The sequence below is a fragment of the Enterococcus sp. R12 genome, assembly GCF_058135755.1.
The window spans coordinates 3365945-3383524 of record NZ_CM176874.1; the positions used below are offsets into that span (position 1 = coordinate 3365945).

At 37.0% G+C, this 17580-nt stretch carries 15 protein-coding genes and 1 pseudogene; 7 read left to right on the top strand and 9 right to left on the bottom strand.

From position 1 onward, the window contains the following. Positions 1-144: 144 nt before the first annotated feature. Positions 145-573: a hypothetical protein gene (locus tag ACTW1R_RS15700; RefSeq protein WP_489927316.1), complete on the top strand. Its 429-nt coding sequence runs from the start codon at positions 145-147 to the stop codon at positions 571-573. A gap of 612 nt (positions 574-1185) precedes the next feature. On the opposite strand, the gene ACTW1R_RS15705 is transcribed toward ACTW1R_RS15700, so the two are convergent. Next, on the bottom strand, positions 1186-1638 hold the full coding sequence (locus ACTW1R_RS15705) for a GNAT family N-acetyltransferase (protein ID WP_140966164.1): 453 nt from the start codon (positions 1636-1638) through the stop codon (positions 1186-1188). Positions 1639-2047: 409 nt separating this feature from the next. Here ACTW1R_RS15705 and ACTW1R_RS15710 point away from each other — a divergent pair, with 409 nt between their 5' ends. Both ACTW1R_RS15710 and ACTW1R_RS15715 read left to right on the top strand, forming a co-directional pair. Continuing rightward, positions 2048-2467, top strand: a complete 420-nt coding sequence (locus ACTW1R_RS15710) for a MerR family transcriptional regulator (protein ID WP_005230545.1) — start codon at positions 2048-2050, stop codon at positions 2465-2467. A gap of 75 nt (positions 2468-2542) precedes the next feature. Next, positions 2543-3409, top strand: a complete 867-nt coding sequence (locus ACTW1R_RS15715) for an aldo/keto reductase (protein ID WP_375826756.1) — start codon at positions 2543-2545, stop codon at positions 3407-3409. Positions 3410-4168: 759 nt separating this feature from the next. Here ACTW1R_RS15715 and ACTW1R_RS15720 read toward each other — a convergent pair. The 3 genes from ACTW1R_RS15720 to ACTW1R_RS15730 all read right to left on the bottom strand — a co-directional run bounded on the left by ACTW1R_RS15720 (position 4169) and on the right by ACTW1R_RS15730 (position 5324). Further along, a complete protein-coding gene (locus ACTW1R_RS15720; RefSeq protein ID WP_375826755.1) occupies positions 4169-4540 on the bottom strand; it encodes a hypothetical protein in 372 nt (123 codons plus the stop codon). A gap of 116 nt (positions 4541-4656) precedes the next feature. Further along, positions 4657-4941, bottom strand: a complete 285-nt coding sequence (locus ACTW1R_RS15725) for a hypothetical protein (RefSeq protein ID WP_375826754.1) — start codon at positions 4939-4941, stop codon at positions 4657-4659. A 134-nt stretch (positions 4942-5075) separates the two neighbouring features. Next, positions 5076-5324: a hypothetical protein gene (locus tag ACTW1R_RS15730; protein WP_005230532.1), complete on the bottom strand. Its 249-nt coding sequence runs from the start codon at positions 5322-5324 to the stop codon at positions 5076-5078. 176 nt (positions 5325-5500) lie between these two features. Between ACTW1R_RS15730 and ACTW1R_RS15735 the strand changes: the two genes are divergently transcribed. Both ACTW1R_RS15735 and ACTW1R_RS15740 read left to right on the top strand, forming a co-directional pair. Further along, on the top strand, positions 5501-6085 hold the full coding sequence (locus tag ACTW1R_RS15735) for a TetR/AcrR family transcriptional regulator (protein WP_489927317.1): 585 nt from the start codon (positions 5501-5503) through the stop codon (positions 6083-6085). Positions 6086-6139: 54 nt separating this feature from the next. Further along, positions 6140-7954, top strand: a complete 1815-nt coding sequence (locus tag ACTW1R_RS15740; RefSeq protein ID WP_375826752.1) for an alpha/beta fold hydrolase — start codon at positions 6140-6142, stop codon at positions 7952-7954. 777 nt (positions 7955-8731) lie between these two features. Here the strand turns inward: ACTW1R_RS15740 and ACTW1R_RS15745 are convergent. Beyond that, on the bottom strand, positions 8732-12847 hold the full coding sequence (locus ACTW1R_RS15745) for a bacterial Ig-like domain-containing protein (protein WP_489927318.1): 4116 nt from the start codon (positions 12845-12847) through the stop codon (positions 8732-8734). Between the two features lie 461 nt (positions 12848-13308). Between ACTW1R_RS15745 and ACTW1R_RS15750 the strand changes: the two genes are divergently transcribed. Together ACTW1R_RS15750 and ACTW1R_RS15755 are read left to right on the top strand one after the other, a co-directional pair. Next, complete coding sequence (locus tag ACTW1R_RS15750; RefSeq protein ID WP_087628125.1) at positions 13309-14040, top strand: MerR family transcriptional regulator; 732 nt, start codon at positions 13309-13311, stop codon at positions 14038-14040. A gap of 15 nt (positions 14041-14055) precedes the next feature. Next, positions 14056-14382 (top strand): YbjQ family protein, encoded by a 327-nt coding sequence (locus ACTW1R_RS15755; RefSeq protein ID WP_489927319.1) that lies wholly within the window; start codon positions 14056-14058, stop codon positions 14380-14382. Positions 14383-14543: 161 nt separating this feature from the next. Here the strand turns inward: ACTW1R_RS15755 and ACTW1R_RS15760 are convergent, their stop codons facing one another. The 4 genes and pseudogenes from ACTW1R_RS15760 to ACTW1R_RS15775 all read right to left on the bottom strand — a co-directional run bounded on the left by ACTW1R_RS15760 (position 14544) and on the right by ACTW1R_RS15775 (position 17190). Continuing rightward, positions 14544-14936, bottom strand: coding sequence for a hypothetical protein (locus ACTW1R_RS15760; protein WP_489927320.1), 393 nt, complete (start codon positions 14934-14936; stop codon positions 14544-14546). A gap of 482 nt (positions 14937-15418) precedes the next feature. Next, positions 15419-15624: pseudogene (locus ACTW1R_RS15765) on the bottom strand (hypothetical protein). 143 nt (positions 15625-15767) lie between these two features. Then, complete coding sequence (locus ACTW1R_RS15770; protein ID WP_489927322.1) at positions 15768-16229, bottom strand: helix-turn-helix domain-containing protein; 462 nt, start codon at positions 16227-16229, stop codon at positions 15768-15770. 409 nt (positions 16230-16638) lie between these two features. Beyond that, on the bottom strand, positions 16639-17190 hold the full coding sequence (locus ACTW1R_RS15775) for a hypothetical protein (protein WP_115232976.1): 552 nt from the start codon (positions 17188-17190) through the stop codon (positions 16639-16641). Positions 17191-17580 lie beyond the last annotated feature (390 nt).

Below are 17580 nucleotides of genomic sequence, written 5' to 3' on the forward strand. Positions count from 1 at the left end.
CTGTCCTTTCTTTTATTATTTTTATTCCATCTCAGGTATACCATTTATCTAAAAAAAGCGAATATCTAATTTTTTATTTTAAAAACAAAAAAACGCGAAAAATACTTCGCGTTTCGGTGCTATCATGAAGTGCAGATAAGAACAATGACCATTGAAAAGAAAGGACTGAGTTTTTTGAGAGCGCTTGTGGTCGTCATAACCGCCTTTTTGTTGGGTATCAGCCCACTTTCAGCTGCCTTTTTTCTGGAAAGTACGGACGGACATACTTCTAGCGCAACGATTTCTCGGATAGCAGTTGCCCAAAATGAGCGGGCGACTACTGGGTCACAAAGGTTTGTTGGAACGCTGATGCTTCCTGATGCAAAAGACAACGCGCTGACAGCTGACGGGCATTTTTTGAAAAGATCTTCCAAGCTTGCGACGAATAGACGAGGAGCAATAGCAGCGTGTAGGGTTCAAAAAACACCAAAAACCGCACGGGGCAGCCAACTTATTCAGCGTTGCAGCTCTTTAGCCCTTACGACTTTGCGGTTAGAAAAAGCGTGTCAGGCACGGGCAATCAACCGTCCTTAGCTCTCAGCCGAGTATCTGGTGTCGTACACGACGCCTTCATCCACAGGGTTTTCGCAGTGATGGCACATAGGTAAGTCAAAAACAAATGATCCTCAAACGTTTATCCTCACGTGTATCCTAGACAAATCTACTTCCCCATCCTGAACACAAAAAATAGCCACTACCTACTCTCCACTTACTTGTGCCATCCTCTGCTTGATAAAACGATCAACATTTTTTGATTGAAAACAAAAAATTGCCTATTCTGTTTTGATCATTTTTTAGTGATCGATCATTGCTTAGCTAGCTAAGCCCCCCCAAACCTCAAGCAGCCCCCGAAACTATTTTTCGGGGGCTGCTTGGGGTGAGCTTTTCATTCAAATCGGAAAGTTTTTTGGAGGCATTGCAAATGAAGCTGACTTGATTGAGTAGCAGCCTTTCACATTACCAGCGTAATCTAAATGATGACGACCTATAAAATGATGAATGATAGACAGTCGTATATAACGACTGCTGAAAACAAAAAGCTTGCGACGATTATCTTGTTTCTAAAATCGTCTTCAATCAACCTAATTTTAGAGCATCTATGCATACAGCCCAGCAATCCTCAAAAACAAAGAATTAAAGAAACAGCTACTTGTTATCAACTTTCTTCATATAAAGAATCGGATAAGGGTTTCCTTGTTCGTCTAACTCGCTTCTTTTGTATACCTCAAATCCCATATGCTCATAAAATCCTTTCGCCTGAGGGTTCTGTTCATTTACTCCCAGTTCATTTACAGCATAGTTTTCCATCCCGTATGCCAAGAGTTTCTTTCCTAGTCCCTTGCCTCTTTGTTCATTTGCTATAAAAAGCATTTCAAGATTTCGATCCGAGATCCCCATGAAGCCAGCTGGCTCTCCATTTTCACTTTCTACGATAATCAAATGTGGCACATGATGCAATGCCTCTGGAATGTATTGCTTAATGGCTTGGATTTCGGTCTCTGACAAAAAGGTGTGCGTCGCCTTAACAGAACTCTCCCAAACTTCAATTAATTGTTGCTCTAACTTTTGATTCATACTACTTACTTCTTTTATATTCATGGATAGTCACACTCTCATCAACTTATTTTCGTTTTTCATAACAAGAACCGATTGTTTCCTTGATCCAAGTTAAAATTTTTCATCATCATCATAACATGAGATGAATTTATTTAAAATCTATGGATGAAAAATGCCTTGCTCATATAGATAACAAAACAATAATCTAGGTATGTATTTCGGAATACTAAGAGAGCAGGATATGCTTTGAAACACACCAAAAAGAAGCTTTCAATACTAATGATTTCTTAAAATCATTCTGTTGAAATAAAAATGCTTGTAGCTTTTTCTTCCCGAATAGTCGCCATAACGAACAAAATATATTCTTTTAAACAAACGATTTTAAACCACTTGCCCTAGAGTCCACTTCAGGGTTTATGATTACTTATAGAAAAGATAAGGAGAACCAACGATGAATATAAAAAAAGCAGCGGAAATGTTTGATTTGAGCGTAGACACATTGCGCTATTATGAACGAGTCGGTGTGATTCCACCTGTCCAACGCAATGAGAGTGGCTATCGGGTGTACACAACAAATGATCTAAACTGGATCTATTTAGCAAAACATTTACGAAATGCAGGATTGTCCATCGAATCGCTAATTGAATTTGCTCAATTGGCGCAAGTACGTGAAAGTCAAAATGTCGAAAAAGCTCAGAAACAGATTTTAGCCGATCAACTCGAAGAATTAGAGAAAAAGTTAGCAGCAATGCAGGAAGTAAGAGACCTACTTATTTATAAGATAGAAACGTATGATGAGCATATCGCAAAATTTAAAGCAGGAAATATGACCCCTGATAAAGTGGAAAAATTATGGGAACGAAAAAAGTAACATCTTTCACTTGCTATGGACTTAACTCCAAGGTTTAGGATAGAACATGCAATGAAAATTAGAGGAGGAAACACTATGCAAACAATCACACTCAATAATGGTGTCACCATGCCGCAACTAGGCTTTGGCGTTTATCAAATTCCTTTGGAAGAAACAGCCGAAGCTGTTTACCAAGCAATCAAAGCTGGGTATCGACTGATCGACACTGCTTCTATTTATGGAAATGAAACAGAAACAGGCGAGGGAATCAAGCGCGCCATCACTGAAGGTCTAGTCACTCGAGAAGAACTTTTTGTTACCTCTAAATTATTTATTCTCCAAGCTTCCGAAGATAAAGCAAAAGAAACGATTGAACATTCGCTTGAAACAATGGGATTAACTTATCTTGATCTCTACCTTATTCACCAACCATATGGAGATATTTATGGTGCTTGGCGCTCAATGGTTGCTGCTCAAAAAACAGGAAAATTACGTGCAATTGGCGTTTCAAATTTCAAATCAGCTAAGATGATCGAGTTTGTCGGCTTGAATGAGGTGAAACCTCAAATCAATCAAATCGAAGTGAACCCTTGGAATCAACGAGCGGAAGATCAGGAATGGCATGAAAAATATGACGTCCAAGTTGAAGCTTGGGCTCCCTTTGCAGAAGGACGCCATGACCTATTTACCAATCCGACATTAGCAGAAATTGGCAAGCAATATGGCAAAACGGTTGGTCAAGTTGTTCTTCGCTGGTTGATGCAAAGAGGGATTGTCGCTTTAGCAAAAACAGTTCGTCCAGAACGGATGGCTGAAAACATTGCTATTTTTGACTTTGAGCTTTCCCAGGAAGACATTGAAAAAATAGCCGCTTTAGATAAAAAAGAGTCCGCATTCTTTGACCACGATGCCCCCCAACAAGTGGAATGGTTTATGAATCGGATGTTAGATACTGAAAACTAATAGGGAAAACAATACAAGTCCGTTCCCCTTGCAAAAGGAGGCGGACTTGTATTGTTTCTTACTGAATGGTAGGTCGTCACTTTTCTTTGTAAAAATGAAACTGTTTTTATAACTCCGACTAGTGAATCTGCACTGATCAAGTAACTGCCTTTCATATTAATAGTGGGACCTAAATGATGACCTACAAAATGACGAAGGACAGTCATTCGTAGATAAGAACTGTGCAAAACAACAAGCCTAAAACGTTTATCTGGCCTCTCAAATTAGCTTCAGCCAATCAAACTTTAGAAGTTCTACGCACATTTCTACGGTACCATAGATTTATTTTACGCTTATGGCTATCGTCAAGAAATAGTAATCTTTAAATGAACATAACAGCTTCCAACACAGCACAAGGATAGACAACATGTAATCAAGAGATTCCCCCAATTGTTCCTGCATAAAAAACCCATCCTTTCTATCTATTAACTGAAAATGATAAAAAGACCGATCAACACAATCCCAAAAGAGATACCATCTAAAACAAACCATTCTTTTTTACCATAAGACGCCTTGGTAGCAAAAAAACAACTTATTCCATAAAGAATAAATAGGATTCCTACTGTTATAGGAAACGTTAACCACTCTGTCCAGCCATTAACAAATAAAAGAAGAATCAATGGTAAAATATAAAATAATGCATACCACTTTTTTAAATAGTGCGGCAGCTTCTGGTAATTTGAATACATCTATTTATCCTCACAATTCATTTCATATTGGTCATTTATTTCTGATATGAGCAGTAAGTACTTTCGTTATAAAATGAGACAAAACAAAGCTTAGGATGATAATCCCAAAAGTAATAGCAAAAGATAAAATCGTATTCTCCAGTAAATTAGCAAATAAGGGCAGCTTAATATACAAATAACACCCAATTGCCGCAATAATACTACCTGCTAAATAGAAACAAAGCATTTCAGCGACTGTTTTTGAAGAATGAATGTTTCGATCAACTGATGAAAAGTCGCCATTTTGAAAAGGTATTGGTGATCCAGTTTGTGAAGGATCAGATTTTGTATTCACTACGTTAAAGGAATTACTAGATAGATTGCTAATTGAATGTTGTTTTCGATTCTTTTCGTGATTGTTCATAGCTATTCAGACCTGCTTCCCTAAAAAAATTCATTATTTTCAATTCCTTCAAAATAATCTCAATACCATGATTTCATGCATTGTGCTATTGCATCTATTCAAAAAACTCTATATTTTCAAAACCAAGTCGAATCAACAGCACGTTGTAGGGTCATCGGTCCATGTTTTGCTTCATATATAAAATCTTTTGACTGTAATCCAGTACGCTCCTCAAAAATTTTCTCAAACATAGAAGAATCGTTAATGGGATCGTCATTGTGTGTCAAAGTCAATATATAATGTTTCTCTTTTGGATTACTCCAGACCCCCATATTACTTAAAGAAGCTAAATCAAGCGGTGGAGTATTAGAAGATAAATTAATCGTATACTGGCGTCTATGCAAAACATCATTTATTTTCATAAAGCACTTCCTTAATTAGTTAGTATTTCCTCAAACATTACAGATCCAAACAAACAATATTTACCTTTTCATTTAAATACAAACATACATCATATTATATTGCGTTCCTCTTAAGCATTTTTTCAAGATAAGCTTCAGTTCTTCCTATCTCTAAAATAACAAAAAACCAAATAACCACTCGAGCATACTAACAAAGGAAGCCCGATATAGAGCATACCAGTTCCTAATGGATAATTAATAGCAAGATCAAGTTGGATATTCTTAAGTTCTTCTTTGCTGATTGTGTCGAAATCTTGAATAGGGATCAAAATCGTCTGTAAAAAAAGGCCAACGATCGTCATAAAAAGGCTGATCCCAAAACAGCCAATTGCAAATTTTTTCATAAGGGTCCTCTTTTCAGCATACACTTTCTTACTGTATGTTCTTATTATACATACCAATCATTAAAAAAAGAACCTTAAAATATTTTTTAACATTAATTTTACAACAATAAAAAGAAAATGAATCAATCGGTCAACAAAAAATTGACAAGATTCAATTAGTACTATATAGTTCTATTATGACAAATTATAAACATTCAAATAAAAACAGAGTGATCGAAACAGCCGCCAGTCTTTTTCTCAAAGTCGGCTACACGTATACCAGTATGGATGAGGTCGTGCAACAAAGCGGTGTGTCAAAATCAAATGTCTATTACCACTTCTCAAGTAAGGAGGAATTATTACTAGCAGTGATTGATTTTTGGATCACTGTATACCGAGAAAAACTAGCAGACATTTTGAAACAGACTGATCTAACTTTGGAAGAAAAAATGCTGACCTTTCTAGAAAGTTTAGCTGAAGAAATTGAAGAGCGGGACTATCAAGGCAGCTGTCCCTTCATTACTTTCATTATGCAAGCACCGAAAAATGATCGGCTGGTCCAAGAAAAAATCAATCATTTTTTTGATTATTTAACGCGTATCTGCGAGGGATTGATTCAAGAAGGAATAAATACTAAAGCATTTCGTGAAGACATCAACGTCAAAGAAACGGCGGAGATTTTTGTGAATAACCTTGAAGGGGCACTCTTTTTAGCAGAAGTAAAAAAAGAGAGTCAGTATCTCACTACTACAGCCAAAAATTTATTTGAATTACTCGTTTAAGAGTAATTTTTTTACATTAAAATAGGACTGAACAGTTCTAAAAAGGAGAAAATAATGAATATTTTAATTATCGGGGCAACTGGGTTTATTGGCAAAGAAGTCGTCAAACAACTCGCAATGGAAGATGTTTTCTTAACATTAATTGTCAGAAATCCAGCAAAAGCAAGACCATTGAAAGCATTAGCCTCTGAAAAAATAGTGTTGGTAACAGGCGATTTAACAAAAGAGAACTTAGGCTTAAATGCGATCGACCAAGAACGAGCGATGAACTGCAACATGATTCTTCACTGCGGCGGTCCGATGGATATCACCTTATCAGAAGCAGCCGCGAAGCGCTCCTTTTTAGAAGGTAGCAAAAACCTCATGACCCTTGCAAAAGAAATCAACAAGAGAAACAAATTAAAAAAAATCATCCACGTAGCTGGATACATGAGCCCATTCACGGATGATTCTTCTGTCTGGGAAACGACGGATGTATTCAAAGAGGTGCATCCAGCGTTACTTGGAACCCCGCCCTATGAGCAGATGAAGTTTTTATCTGATATTTATATTCGACAAGAAGCGAAAAAGCACCATATTCCTTTAGCAGTAATCAATCCGCCAACCGTCATCGGTGATGAGCAAACAGGCAGCACCGAACAACTCGAAGGCTTTGGCTTATTTATAAAAATAATCCGAAGTGGAGCCTTACCTGTTATCCCCGGAGGAACCGACTATCGACTGCCGTTGATCAATAAAAATGTACTCGCTCAATTTATTGTCAAAACCATATTCAATGAGACAAAAGACGAAATGACGTATCCCCTTGTTGCCGATAAACACGCCGATAAAGAGATCGTTCAACTGATGGGACTGATTTCTGAAAGTCTTAATCGAAGCAAACCTCGTCTGAGCGTTCCTTTTGGTTTACTCAAGTTCGTTATGGCAGCTGGCGGAAGCAAATTAACGGGTATTCCTGAAAGCAGTTTAAACTTTTTAACCAATAGAACCTTTGACAATCGGCTGACAAAACGCGATTTTGAATCGGAACTGATTAAAAAAATAGCAGCATCAAACATCCCGCTAGCAGTAGCTGACATTGATTTTCGCTTGACCTATGGGGAAGAAAGCCTAACACCCTACACACGCATAGCTGTCGACGAAGCGACGGTCTATCAATTGGAGGGCTCTGCTACTCCTCTCGTGCTTTTGCATGGCTTATTTAGCGATGGTACCGATCTCTTTCAACTGGGACTAGCATTGAATAAGCAAACAGGCAGAAAAATTATCATTGCAGATTTACCAGGATTCGGAAGATCTCCGTTTATTAAAAAGCAACAGCTGTTGACACCATATCTTGAGTTGATACGCTCACTAAAGAATATCCTGCCTGACGGCTCTGTCTTTATCGGCCATTCTTTTGGTGCCGCCTTGTTATTAACAGCCGCTGAACAGCGCTTCTTTTCAGAGAACGATCAACTGATTCTTTTACAACCACCTATTCACAAAACCGATTCGGTCCCTGCAACATGGCTCAGTAAACTAGCTTTAAAGCATGCATCTGAACGACAATTACTCGCCTATTTCACAAAAAAAGGACTGCTGATAGACGAAGCAGCCTCTTCTAGTGAATATTTAAAAAGAGTGAAGAAGAGTGTTCGTTCTTCACGGATAGTCAACACAACACTTCAACTAAATCGGTTGTTAAAAGAAATGACCCTTCACCAAAGAATAGACCCTTCAATTCCGATCATATGGGGAACCGAGGATAAAAGCTATTTACCGCCAAGAGAAACGACTAAAATAGTCGATCTGCCATTGGGTCATCATTTTCCAATCAGCCATCCGCAAGAAACAGCTGATGTGTTGGTAGAGTTAATCGAAGGGTGATTTTAGGGAGGCATGATTTTATTAAGTACGCTAATCTACTTACGAAAATTCCTACTTAATATAATTAGTTATTGAAAGGTGTCCCTCTCTTTGATGAGAATAGTGTCAGTACCTTCCTAACATCCTCCATATAAGAAGATATGTTCCTCTATGAAATAAATTTACATGAAAAATCTATCCATAGCTCTTCTGGCGGCACGGACATCCACAATTGTTAGCTTTCCAGAAGAAACGATTCTATCAGGAGCCTGCTCTACTATTTTTGATGAAAATAGTATCGGAGTCAAAATTGGTATTATGCCAAGAGACTCTTGGTTATCGTTATAAAAAAATCAGATAAACAAAAAGTTAAGATAAGAAAACTATCTAGGATAAGTAAATAAAATGGTATCTCTCCACAATAGCTAAGTAATAAAAAAGAAGCTAATTATAAGAAACGATCCTTTGATTAGCTTCTTTCCATGTTAGAGAGAGTAATAAAGCGAATAAATTATACAAGAAATGTAATAAAATCCAGGGTATTATAGTCCCGTACACTGTATCGAATAATTTCTAAAAAATTGCATAAAGAAATTCGTAAAAGTCATTTCTGAACAGTAAATTTAATAGATTCATCATCTATATTCTGTTGTTCGGGAGTTGATTTTGTGTAATCTACATGGTCTCTGTGAAGGTTTCCATCTCTTACCTATCAAGAAAGAGAAGCTTGGCTGAAGTCTTTTTTAAATAAAATAAAGTACCCGGAAATAAATCCCGCATACTTTATTTTTTTAGATCTTACTCTTTATTCACTTTTCTTTTTTTCCAAAAGAAAATTACACCTGTCAGAAGCACAATTATGACACCTGCTACTAATTCAACTACTGATTTATTTTCATTTGTTTTAGGAAGTGTTACCTGTTTCTTACTATCAGGAGTTGTTTTTTTCTGATTCTCTTTCTCTTGTTCTGGTGTCGCATGCGTTGAATCATCTGCAGGTTTTTCTTGGCTAGGTTTTTCTTTTACTGTGACTGTAGCCGTTACCGTAATTCCATCATAACTATACGATACTTCATAGCTACCTGCTTTGCTCGGATCAACTTGACTGGCGTCTACTGTCAAGTCTTCGTACACGACTTTCTTTCCTGCTTTGTCTAATGCATTGTCAAAATTTTCTTTTGCCGTCCATTTATCTCCCACATAAATCGTGGAATCATGGACATTGATGGCTGTCATTTTCTCTTTAACCGTAATGATCGCTGTACTCGTTACACCATCATACGTGTATGTGACTTCAAAGATGCCTGCTTTACTCGTGTCGGCTTTACTGGCATCGACCGTTAGGGCTGAAAAATCAACGTCGTTGCCATCTTTATCTAACGCACTATCGAAATTATCTTCTGCTTGCCAGTTATCCCCCACGTAGATCGTGGAATCGTGGACATTGACGGCTGTCATTTTTTCTTTGACTGTAACAATCGCTTTACTGGTTACACCATCATACGTGTAGGTAACTTCAAAGCTGCCTGCTTTACTCGTATCAGCTTTACTCGTATCCACCGTTAGATCTTGGAAATCTACTGAATTACCGTCTTTATCTAATGCACTATCGAAATTATCTTCTGCTTGCCATGAATCACCCACATAAATCGTGGAATCGTGGACATTGACGGCTGTCATTTTCTCTTTGACTGTCACGATCGCTTTACTGGTTATACCATCATACGTATAGGTAACTTCAAAGCTGCCTGCTTTACTCGTGTCGGCTTTACTAGCATCGACCGTCAGATCTGAAAGTGCAACGTCGTTGCCATCTTTGTCTAACGCACTATCGAAATTATCTTCTGCTTCCCAATTGTCTCCCACATAAATCGTAGAATCATGGACGTTGACGGCGGTCATTTTTTCTTTGACTGTAATGATCGCTTTACTGGTTATACCATCGTACGTATAGGTGACTTCAAAGCTCCCTGCTTTACTCGTGTCGGCTTTACTAGCATCGACCGTCAGATCTGAAAGTGCAACGTCGTTGCCATCTTTATCTAACGCACTGTCGAAGTTATCTTCTGCTTCCCAATTGTCTCCCACATAGATCATAGAATCATGGACGTTGACGGCTGTCATTTTCTCTTTGACCGTGATAGTCGCTGTACTCGTTACACCATCATACGTATAGGTGACTTCAAAGCTGCCTGCTTTACTTGTATCTGCTTGACTCGCATCAACCGTCAGATCTTGGAAATCTACTGAATTACCATCTTTATCTAACGCACTATCAAAATTATCTTCTGCTTCCCAATTGTCTCCCACATAAATCGTAGAATCATGGACGTTGACGGCGGTCATTTTTTCTTTGACCGTAACAATCGCTGTACTCGTTACACCATCATACGTATAGGTGACTTCAAAGCTGCCTGCTTTACTCGTATCTGCTTGACTGGCATCAACTGCAAGATCTTGGAAATCTACCGGATTACCATCTTTATCTAACGCACTATCGAAATTATCTTCTGCTTCCCAATTGTCTCCCACATAAATCGTAGAATCATGGACGTTGACGGCTGTCATTTTTTCTTTGACCGTGATAGTCGCTGTACTCGTTTCACCATCATACGTATACGTGACTTTAAAGCTGCCTGCTTTACTCGTATCTGCTTTACTGGCATCGACCGTCAGATCTGAAAGTGCAACATCGTTGCCATCTTTATCTAACGCACTGTCGAAGTTATCTTCTGCTTCCCAATTATCTCCCACATAAATCGTAGAATCATGGACGTTGACGGCTGTCATTTTTTCTTTAACTGTGACAATCGCTGTACTCGTTACACCATCATACGTATAGGTAACTTTAAAGCTGCCTGCTTTACTCGTGTCGGCTTTACTAGCATCGACCGTTAAAGCTGAAAAATCAACATCGTTGCCATCTTTGTCTAACGCACTATCGAAATTATCTTCTGCTTCCCAGTTATCCCCCACGTAGATCGTTGAATCGTGGACATTGACGGCTGTCATTTTTTCTTTGACTGTAACAATCGCTGTACTCGTTACACCATCATACGTGTACTTGACTTCAAAGGTCCCTGCTTTACTCGTGTCGGCTTTACTAGCATCGACCGTCAGATCTGAAAGTGCAACGTCGTTACCATCTTTATCTAACGCACTATCGAAATTATCTTCTGCTTGCCATGAATCACCCACATAAATCGTGGAATCATGGACGTTGACGGCTGTCATTTTTTCTTTGACCGTAATGATCGCTGTACTCGTTACACCATCGTACGTATAGGTGACTTCAAAAGTACCTGCTTTATTTGTTTCTGCTTTACTAGCATCGACCGTCAGTTCTTGGAAATCTATCGGATTACCATCTTTATCCAACGCACTATCGAAGTTATCCTCTGCTTCCCAGCTATCCCCCACGTAGATCGTTGAATCATGGACGTTCACCGCAGTTTGTTTTTCTTTGACCGTAACAATCGCTGTACTGGTTACACCATCGTACGTATACGTGACGTCAAAACTGCCGGCTTTACTCGTATCTGCTTTACTGGCATCGACCGTTAGGGCTGAAAAATCAACATCGTTGCCATCTTTGTCTAATGCACTCTCAAAATTATCCTCTGCTTCCCATGGATCACCCACATAGATTGTTGAGTCAGAGACATTTATGGCGGTCAGCCGAGGCTTAACAACTATTGTTGCATCCTTGGTTAGATTATTGAGAGTATAACTAACCGTATAAGTACCCGCTGTCTGTGTGTCTACTGTACCAGAGACAATCCCGCCGTTTGCCAAAAATTCCTCATAAGTTAGCTGTTTCCCTTCTTTTGATGAAGCCTCGATAAAGTTATCAATCGGTGACCATGTGTCTTGTGTATGAATAGTACTATCTTTAATCAAAATATCGGTATAATCAATTTGCGCTTTCTGATAAACATAGGTAACAGTAAATTCACCACGTTGAAATACTCCAATAGCATTAGAAGGCAACTTACTTGTGTCTAGCTCATATCCTGGAATTTGTGGAATATAGTCGCTAGTTGAAACGTTATAGGGCTGATTTCTACTATCATCAATTCGACGTGAAGGGTAGATTTCATGACCTGATTCATCTACATACTGAATAGTTAAGTGGCTGTTTGTAAAACGGATATTGTATGCAGCTGTAAATAGGTCATTCCCGTTAGCATCTTTGTAATGAATAACCACAGTAAACCCAAAATATTCATAATCATCAGGGCTCCAACCTTGAGTGAAATTACTCCATGACATTTGTAAAGTGTTCACTCCTATTACTGGATTGCTATGTGATGAACCTGTCATGAAATATTGCTGATCCGATTTGTACTCGTAAAAATTTCCGTCATCTCCACCTAACAGAAGACGAAAATATAGTTCATCCTGTATATATTTTTCAGGAATGGGTAAATCGATTACCAAAGATTTAAACTTAAGAGGATCATATTCGACTGTTAAATCATAAGTGAACGTTTCTGAAGCTTCCATTGGAGCCATAAGCATCTTTGAGTCTTTTTTATGTATTTGATTCTGGTCAGCATTATCTTTCATACTTTCACTCGTATTGGATTCAGATGACTGGCTTTCAGATAGTTCTTTACTGTTATCCGATTGCTCCTCATTCATAGCAGCATCATCTTCTAGACTGCTTGACGTTTCATTCTCCAAAAGGTTTTCCTTAGCTTCACTTTCAGAAAATACATCTTTGTTATCAGGCGACGGTTCCTGATTTTCACTTTTTTCAAAGCTGTTCAAAGGTTCCGATAAAAGATTGGCAGCTTCTTGTTCCTGAGCAGGTGCTATTCCGAGCGTATCTGTTAATGCTTGTACTGGATTCATTACAATTGACCCAAACAATAATCCAACTAAAAAAAGGTGCATATGTTTATTTTTCATTTTTTCTCCTCATTTCGATTTAACAAACGGCATCTTAGCATTAAACTACGCGTTTTAATTTATTAAAAAAAAACACCTAACAACGGTTATTACATAAAATTATTTGCTAAATGCTATGATTTATAATGTCTATATCACAAGTGCGTAACCTACAATTCAAGGGAGGCTTACTATCTATTATTTCTTCATCTTAACCATCTCATCCTTATAATTATATAATCCAAAACTATAAACGTACTTTTTCTATTATCCTTTTTTTTTGTGCATAGGAATTTCTATTTTTTTCATGGAACTAAAATATTAGAACTGCAGACTTTGGATGCTTCTCACTAGAGAACTGACATTTTGGTATAACAGTGTACGAGAATTGTGTTTTAGAAGAAGATATATTCCATATTTTTTCATAAGCTATTGACTGTGTGGTTACCCGACACGATATACTTATCCTCAGGAGGCTACTTATGAAATTACTTACAACAAGTGAACTAGCATCATTGTTTTCTATTTCGAAACACACCATTCGACACTATATTGATATCGAATTGCTCACACCAAAGGAACGGAATGAAAACGGGTATTTTTTCTTTGATGAAGAAAATGTCTACAAACTCTATCAGATTCTCGTTTTTAAAAATATTGGTTACTCGCTTCGTTCCATCAAAACCATTTTGACCCAATCAAACATGGCACCTTTTTTTACTGAAGCCGAACAAACGATCCAAAAAAAGATCGATGAATTGCTGGCTATAAAAAATACCGTACACGCCGTTATCGAAGCCCAAAATTCCTACAAGTTAAACGAAATAAGTTTCTTCGAGAGATCCGATCGTTATTTTCATTCTTTTCCAGAATCAGTTGTGGAAAATGGCGAGGTGGATTTGATAAAAGCCAATAATATGAATCTATCCTCTCTAGATCAAATTTTTTATGTTCATCGTGAAAATGAAGATATCCCTTGTCTTGAAAGTAAAAAGGAAGAAGGGGAATTTGCTTTTACTAAAGGGACTTATGCAAGTATGAGTTTTATCGTGGAGACGGAAGATTGTATCAAACAAAATATCGACCTTTTTTTAACTGACAAACTGCTGTCTGTCAGAAATATTTCTCAAAATCAACTCTTATTTTTTGAAAACGTCTATTGCTCATTAGCCTATAACAGCGCCACTATTTTTACTGTAGAAATGAAATTGTGAAAGAAGGAATCTATTATGTATTTAGTAACAACCGAGACCATTGCAGACCAAAAAATCAGTGAAGTAAAAGGAGCTATTTTTAATGAACAAGTGATTTCCGTAAACATCGTAAAGGACGCCATAAGTGGGATAAAAGGGATATTTGGTGGAAAATCTACTACCTATTCTGATGAATATTCTAAAGGAAGAAAGTTGGCTCTCGCGGAGTTGGAACAACAAGCGTATCGCTTATCGGCAAACGCCATAGTCAATACGCATATCAGCTACAATCAATTTGTAAATTCAGATATAATGTTAATTGTGGTGACAGCCAGCGGAACAGCCGTTGTTGTTGAAGACTAGAGAATTCTGCATGTTTCTATAAAAAGCGTTTCAAAATAAAGAAAACACGGTGCGGATCACCGTGATCTGATTTATTTTCATTGCGCTTAAAAGATCATTTATTTCATTAAAAAAGCGACCGCATAAAAACGGTCACTTCTGAGATCAAATGAAAAATTCTACTATAGCGTTTGTTTTTTCCGATTTAATCGATGCTCATTTATTACAAAACCAACTATCCCTACCAATATAGCTACAACAGAAACGATTAGGTCATAGACAGTCAGGTCATGAAATCTAAGAACCGGCGCTACTAAAGTAACGAGGCTAAATAAAAACACCCGTTCACTTTTATGAAGATTTGGTTCATAAGTCATACTTGTCCAAGTGACACGAATAACGTTGTGATGAAGCAAAGACCCCCATAAAATGACCAGTACGATGAAAGTGAGAATGATCATAAGTATCGCCGTTATGCCATAGTACTTCACTTGTCGTATAAGTGAGGACACTATAGCCAAAAGTAAATAAAGACCCACCAATCCTAACCACCGCTTCTTTTTGATAGTATTCATAGTCACACCCCCTCTAGACAAGATTTAAATAAATAACCAGAAAAATGACGAAACAAGTGACGGTCAGTTCGATTATATTTTCTGTACGTCTCGTACGGCTCTTTAAAAAAATACTCGAAGCAGTCGAAGAAAATTGGGAGCGATATTTTTGGGGGATAAAAAATCCTCCTAATATTCCTACTAGGACCAAGTAGAAGGGCCAGTTCGGTGAGATCCCACGATTAAGAAAAGCCATGGCGAACGCAATCACGTAAATCACTACCTGAATAACCGTAATACTGTAAACCTTTTTTAAATCTTTCGACATCGTTGTGCCCTCCAGTAGAAGAAAAAAATCTTGATTGTAATAGAAGTGCTACGGCGTAACCGAGTTTTATAAAACTAACTGACCAGATTACAACATCCTTTTCAACCGCATAAGCTGTCAATGAAGCGAATCTGGCTCCCATTTGAAAGACTGTTGTTGGCTGATTCCCTATCCGCTATCTCTCGGTTAGCTCATCCCTGAATTTCAGGAATAGCTCTTTCGCTTGTCCTGTACTCATATTTGTCAGGTCTTTGATTTTCTTAACCATGCCAATATCATTTTCGTTTTTTGAAACATTTGTCGTGCCATTTCTTCTTTGATTTCTGCTGCTTCTTCCTTCGTTAAATTTCTGACTTCTTTTTTTTTACCAAAGAATCCCATCCTGCTCTCTCCTTCTTGTAAAACTTACGCGCTTTTCACACTAGCCAGACTGCGCACTCTTTTTTATCTAAAATGCCGTTTTCCTGTCCATGACTTGATTCCTATACCCTAATCTACCATTTCTGTCGAAATCGAGGAAATGGTTAGTACTCTTTTTTATTTTTAGGAAAGATATAAAAATAAAACACGGAGCCAATGATAATCGCTGGCGGCACCGAGATACTCAATAGTTTTAAAGCGGTGGTTAAAAGTACCCCAAATTTTTCTTGAATAGAAAGATTCATAATCCTGCTGAAGTCTTGATTGAACGAAGTTATGATCATCGTGACAAAAAAGATCAAGCAAAAACTAATCACCCCATACTTGATACTTACTTTTAAATCCTCATTGTCTTTCTTAGTTTCTTCCAAAAGTAATGTTTCTAATGAGATATCCAATTCTTCGGCTATTTTGATCATATTTTTTTTGCTAGGGTACGTAGCACCTAACTCCCATTTTGAGATCGTCTTGTCACTTACTTCTAATAATTCTGCTAGCCTACTTTGCGTTAGCTTGTTTTTTTCTCTATATTCTTTCAGCTTCATTGCTAATATCGTTTCTTTCATTTCAACCACTCCTCATCCATTTCTACCTTTCATTTTGACATAAAACCTATCATTTAACAGGAATTCTTGAAAAAGAGAGTAGAATAGAGGGGATTTTATGGCAATTTCTGGCGATTTGCCTGAAACATACTACCGAATCCTTCTTTACAACAATAGTTGCTGTGCATTCTGATATCTTCTAAATACTATCAAACCAGAAATTATAAGTATCTGTAAATAATTAAAGGAGATGCAAAAACTTCCAAGTTTTTGCCCTCCCTCATTTCTCAAGAAAATTTGTTAATAGAAGATTTTCTATCTATCATTCTTATTAGAAGAAACCAAAGTGCTTTTTCGCTTCAATGTATACTATATGATTCTATACATACACCAGCATTATAAACACCCTAAAAAAACCTAAGTCATTTTCTCATACACCAAAGTTGTGATAGAAGAATTGGATTAACGCTACAGTAGCTGAAAAAACAAGTAACAATATAGAACGATTAATTAATAGGACATTTGACTTAGGTGTGTAATATCCATTATCTAACGCTACTTTCAATAAGTTTGTAGGATGATTGTCTAAATATTCTTTCCAAAACAATTCAATTTCGTTCTTCGAATATACTTTTTTTACATATAAAATAGCTATAATATCCGCTATAAGAGTTAACTGAAAAAAAATAAAAAGGACACTTAACCAGTACACCATTGATAAGAATGGCGTAAAAAAATATAGGAGTATGAATATGAATTGAAAAAAATACGCTAGGTGACGCAAGAAAAAACCAGTTTTAGGATTTTCTTTAAAAAAATAATTGGTTTGTTTTTTTAACAATCCTTCAGCCTCTTTTAAAGACATTGAGCCAAACTCATTTGCAATTTTTTGGTAAATTTGTTTATTTCCTTTTTCATTTTGTCTAATTAGTACACCACAAGCAATGAGTAACACCCAATAACATACTATATAAATAATCATTATATTATATCCCTCACTCACCTAATCTAATAATTTAAAATTCAAAATCATCCTTGTTACTCTTTTCGAATCGATTCAGCTCTCTTATTAATTATTAGCTTATATATTCACTATATTGATACCAGATTCAATGTTGTTAGTTAATGGCAAAACTAAGGTTGATTTACTGTGACTCTGAGAATTATTACTTCTATTATTATTTTGATTAATATAAAGTGACAACGTTAGTTCATCATCATTTCCATCGAGTAAATATGATACTTCATCATAGTTGTTCAATTCATTTTTCAGTTCTACAATTAATTGTTTATCAGCAATTGAGACTTTGTTTATATTCGATCTATCAATTAGTTCTTGTTTATTATCTGTAATAACTTCTGTAAAATAATG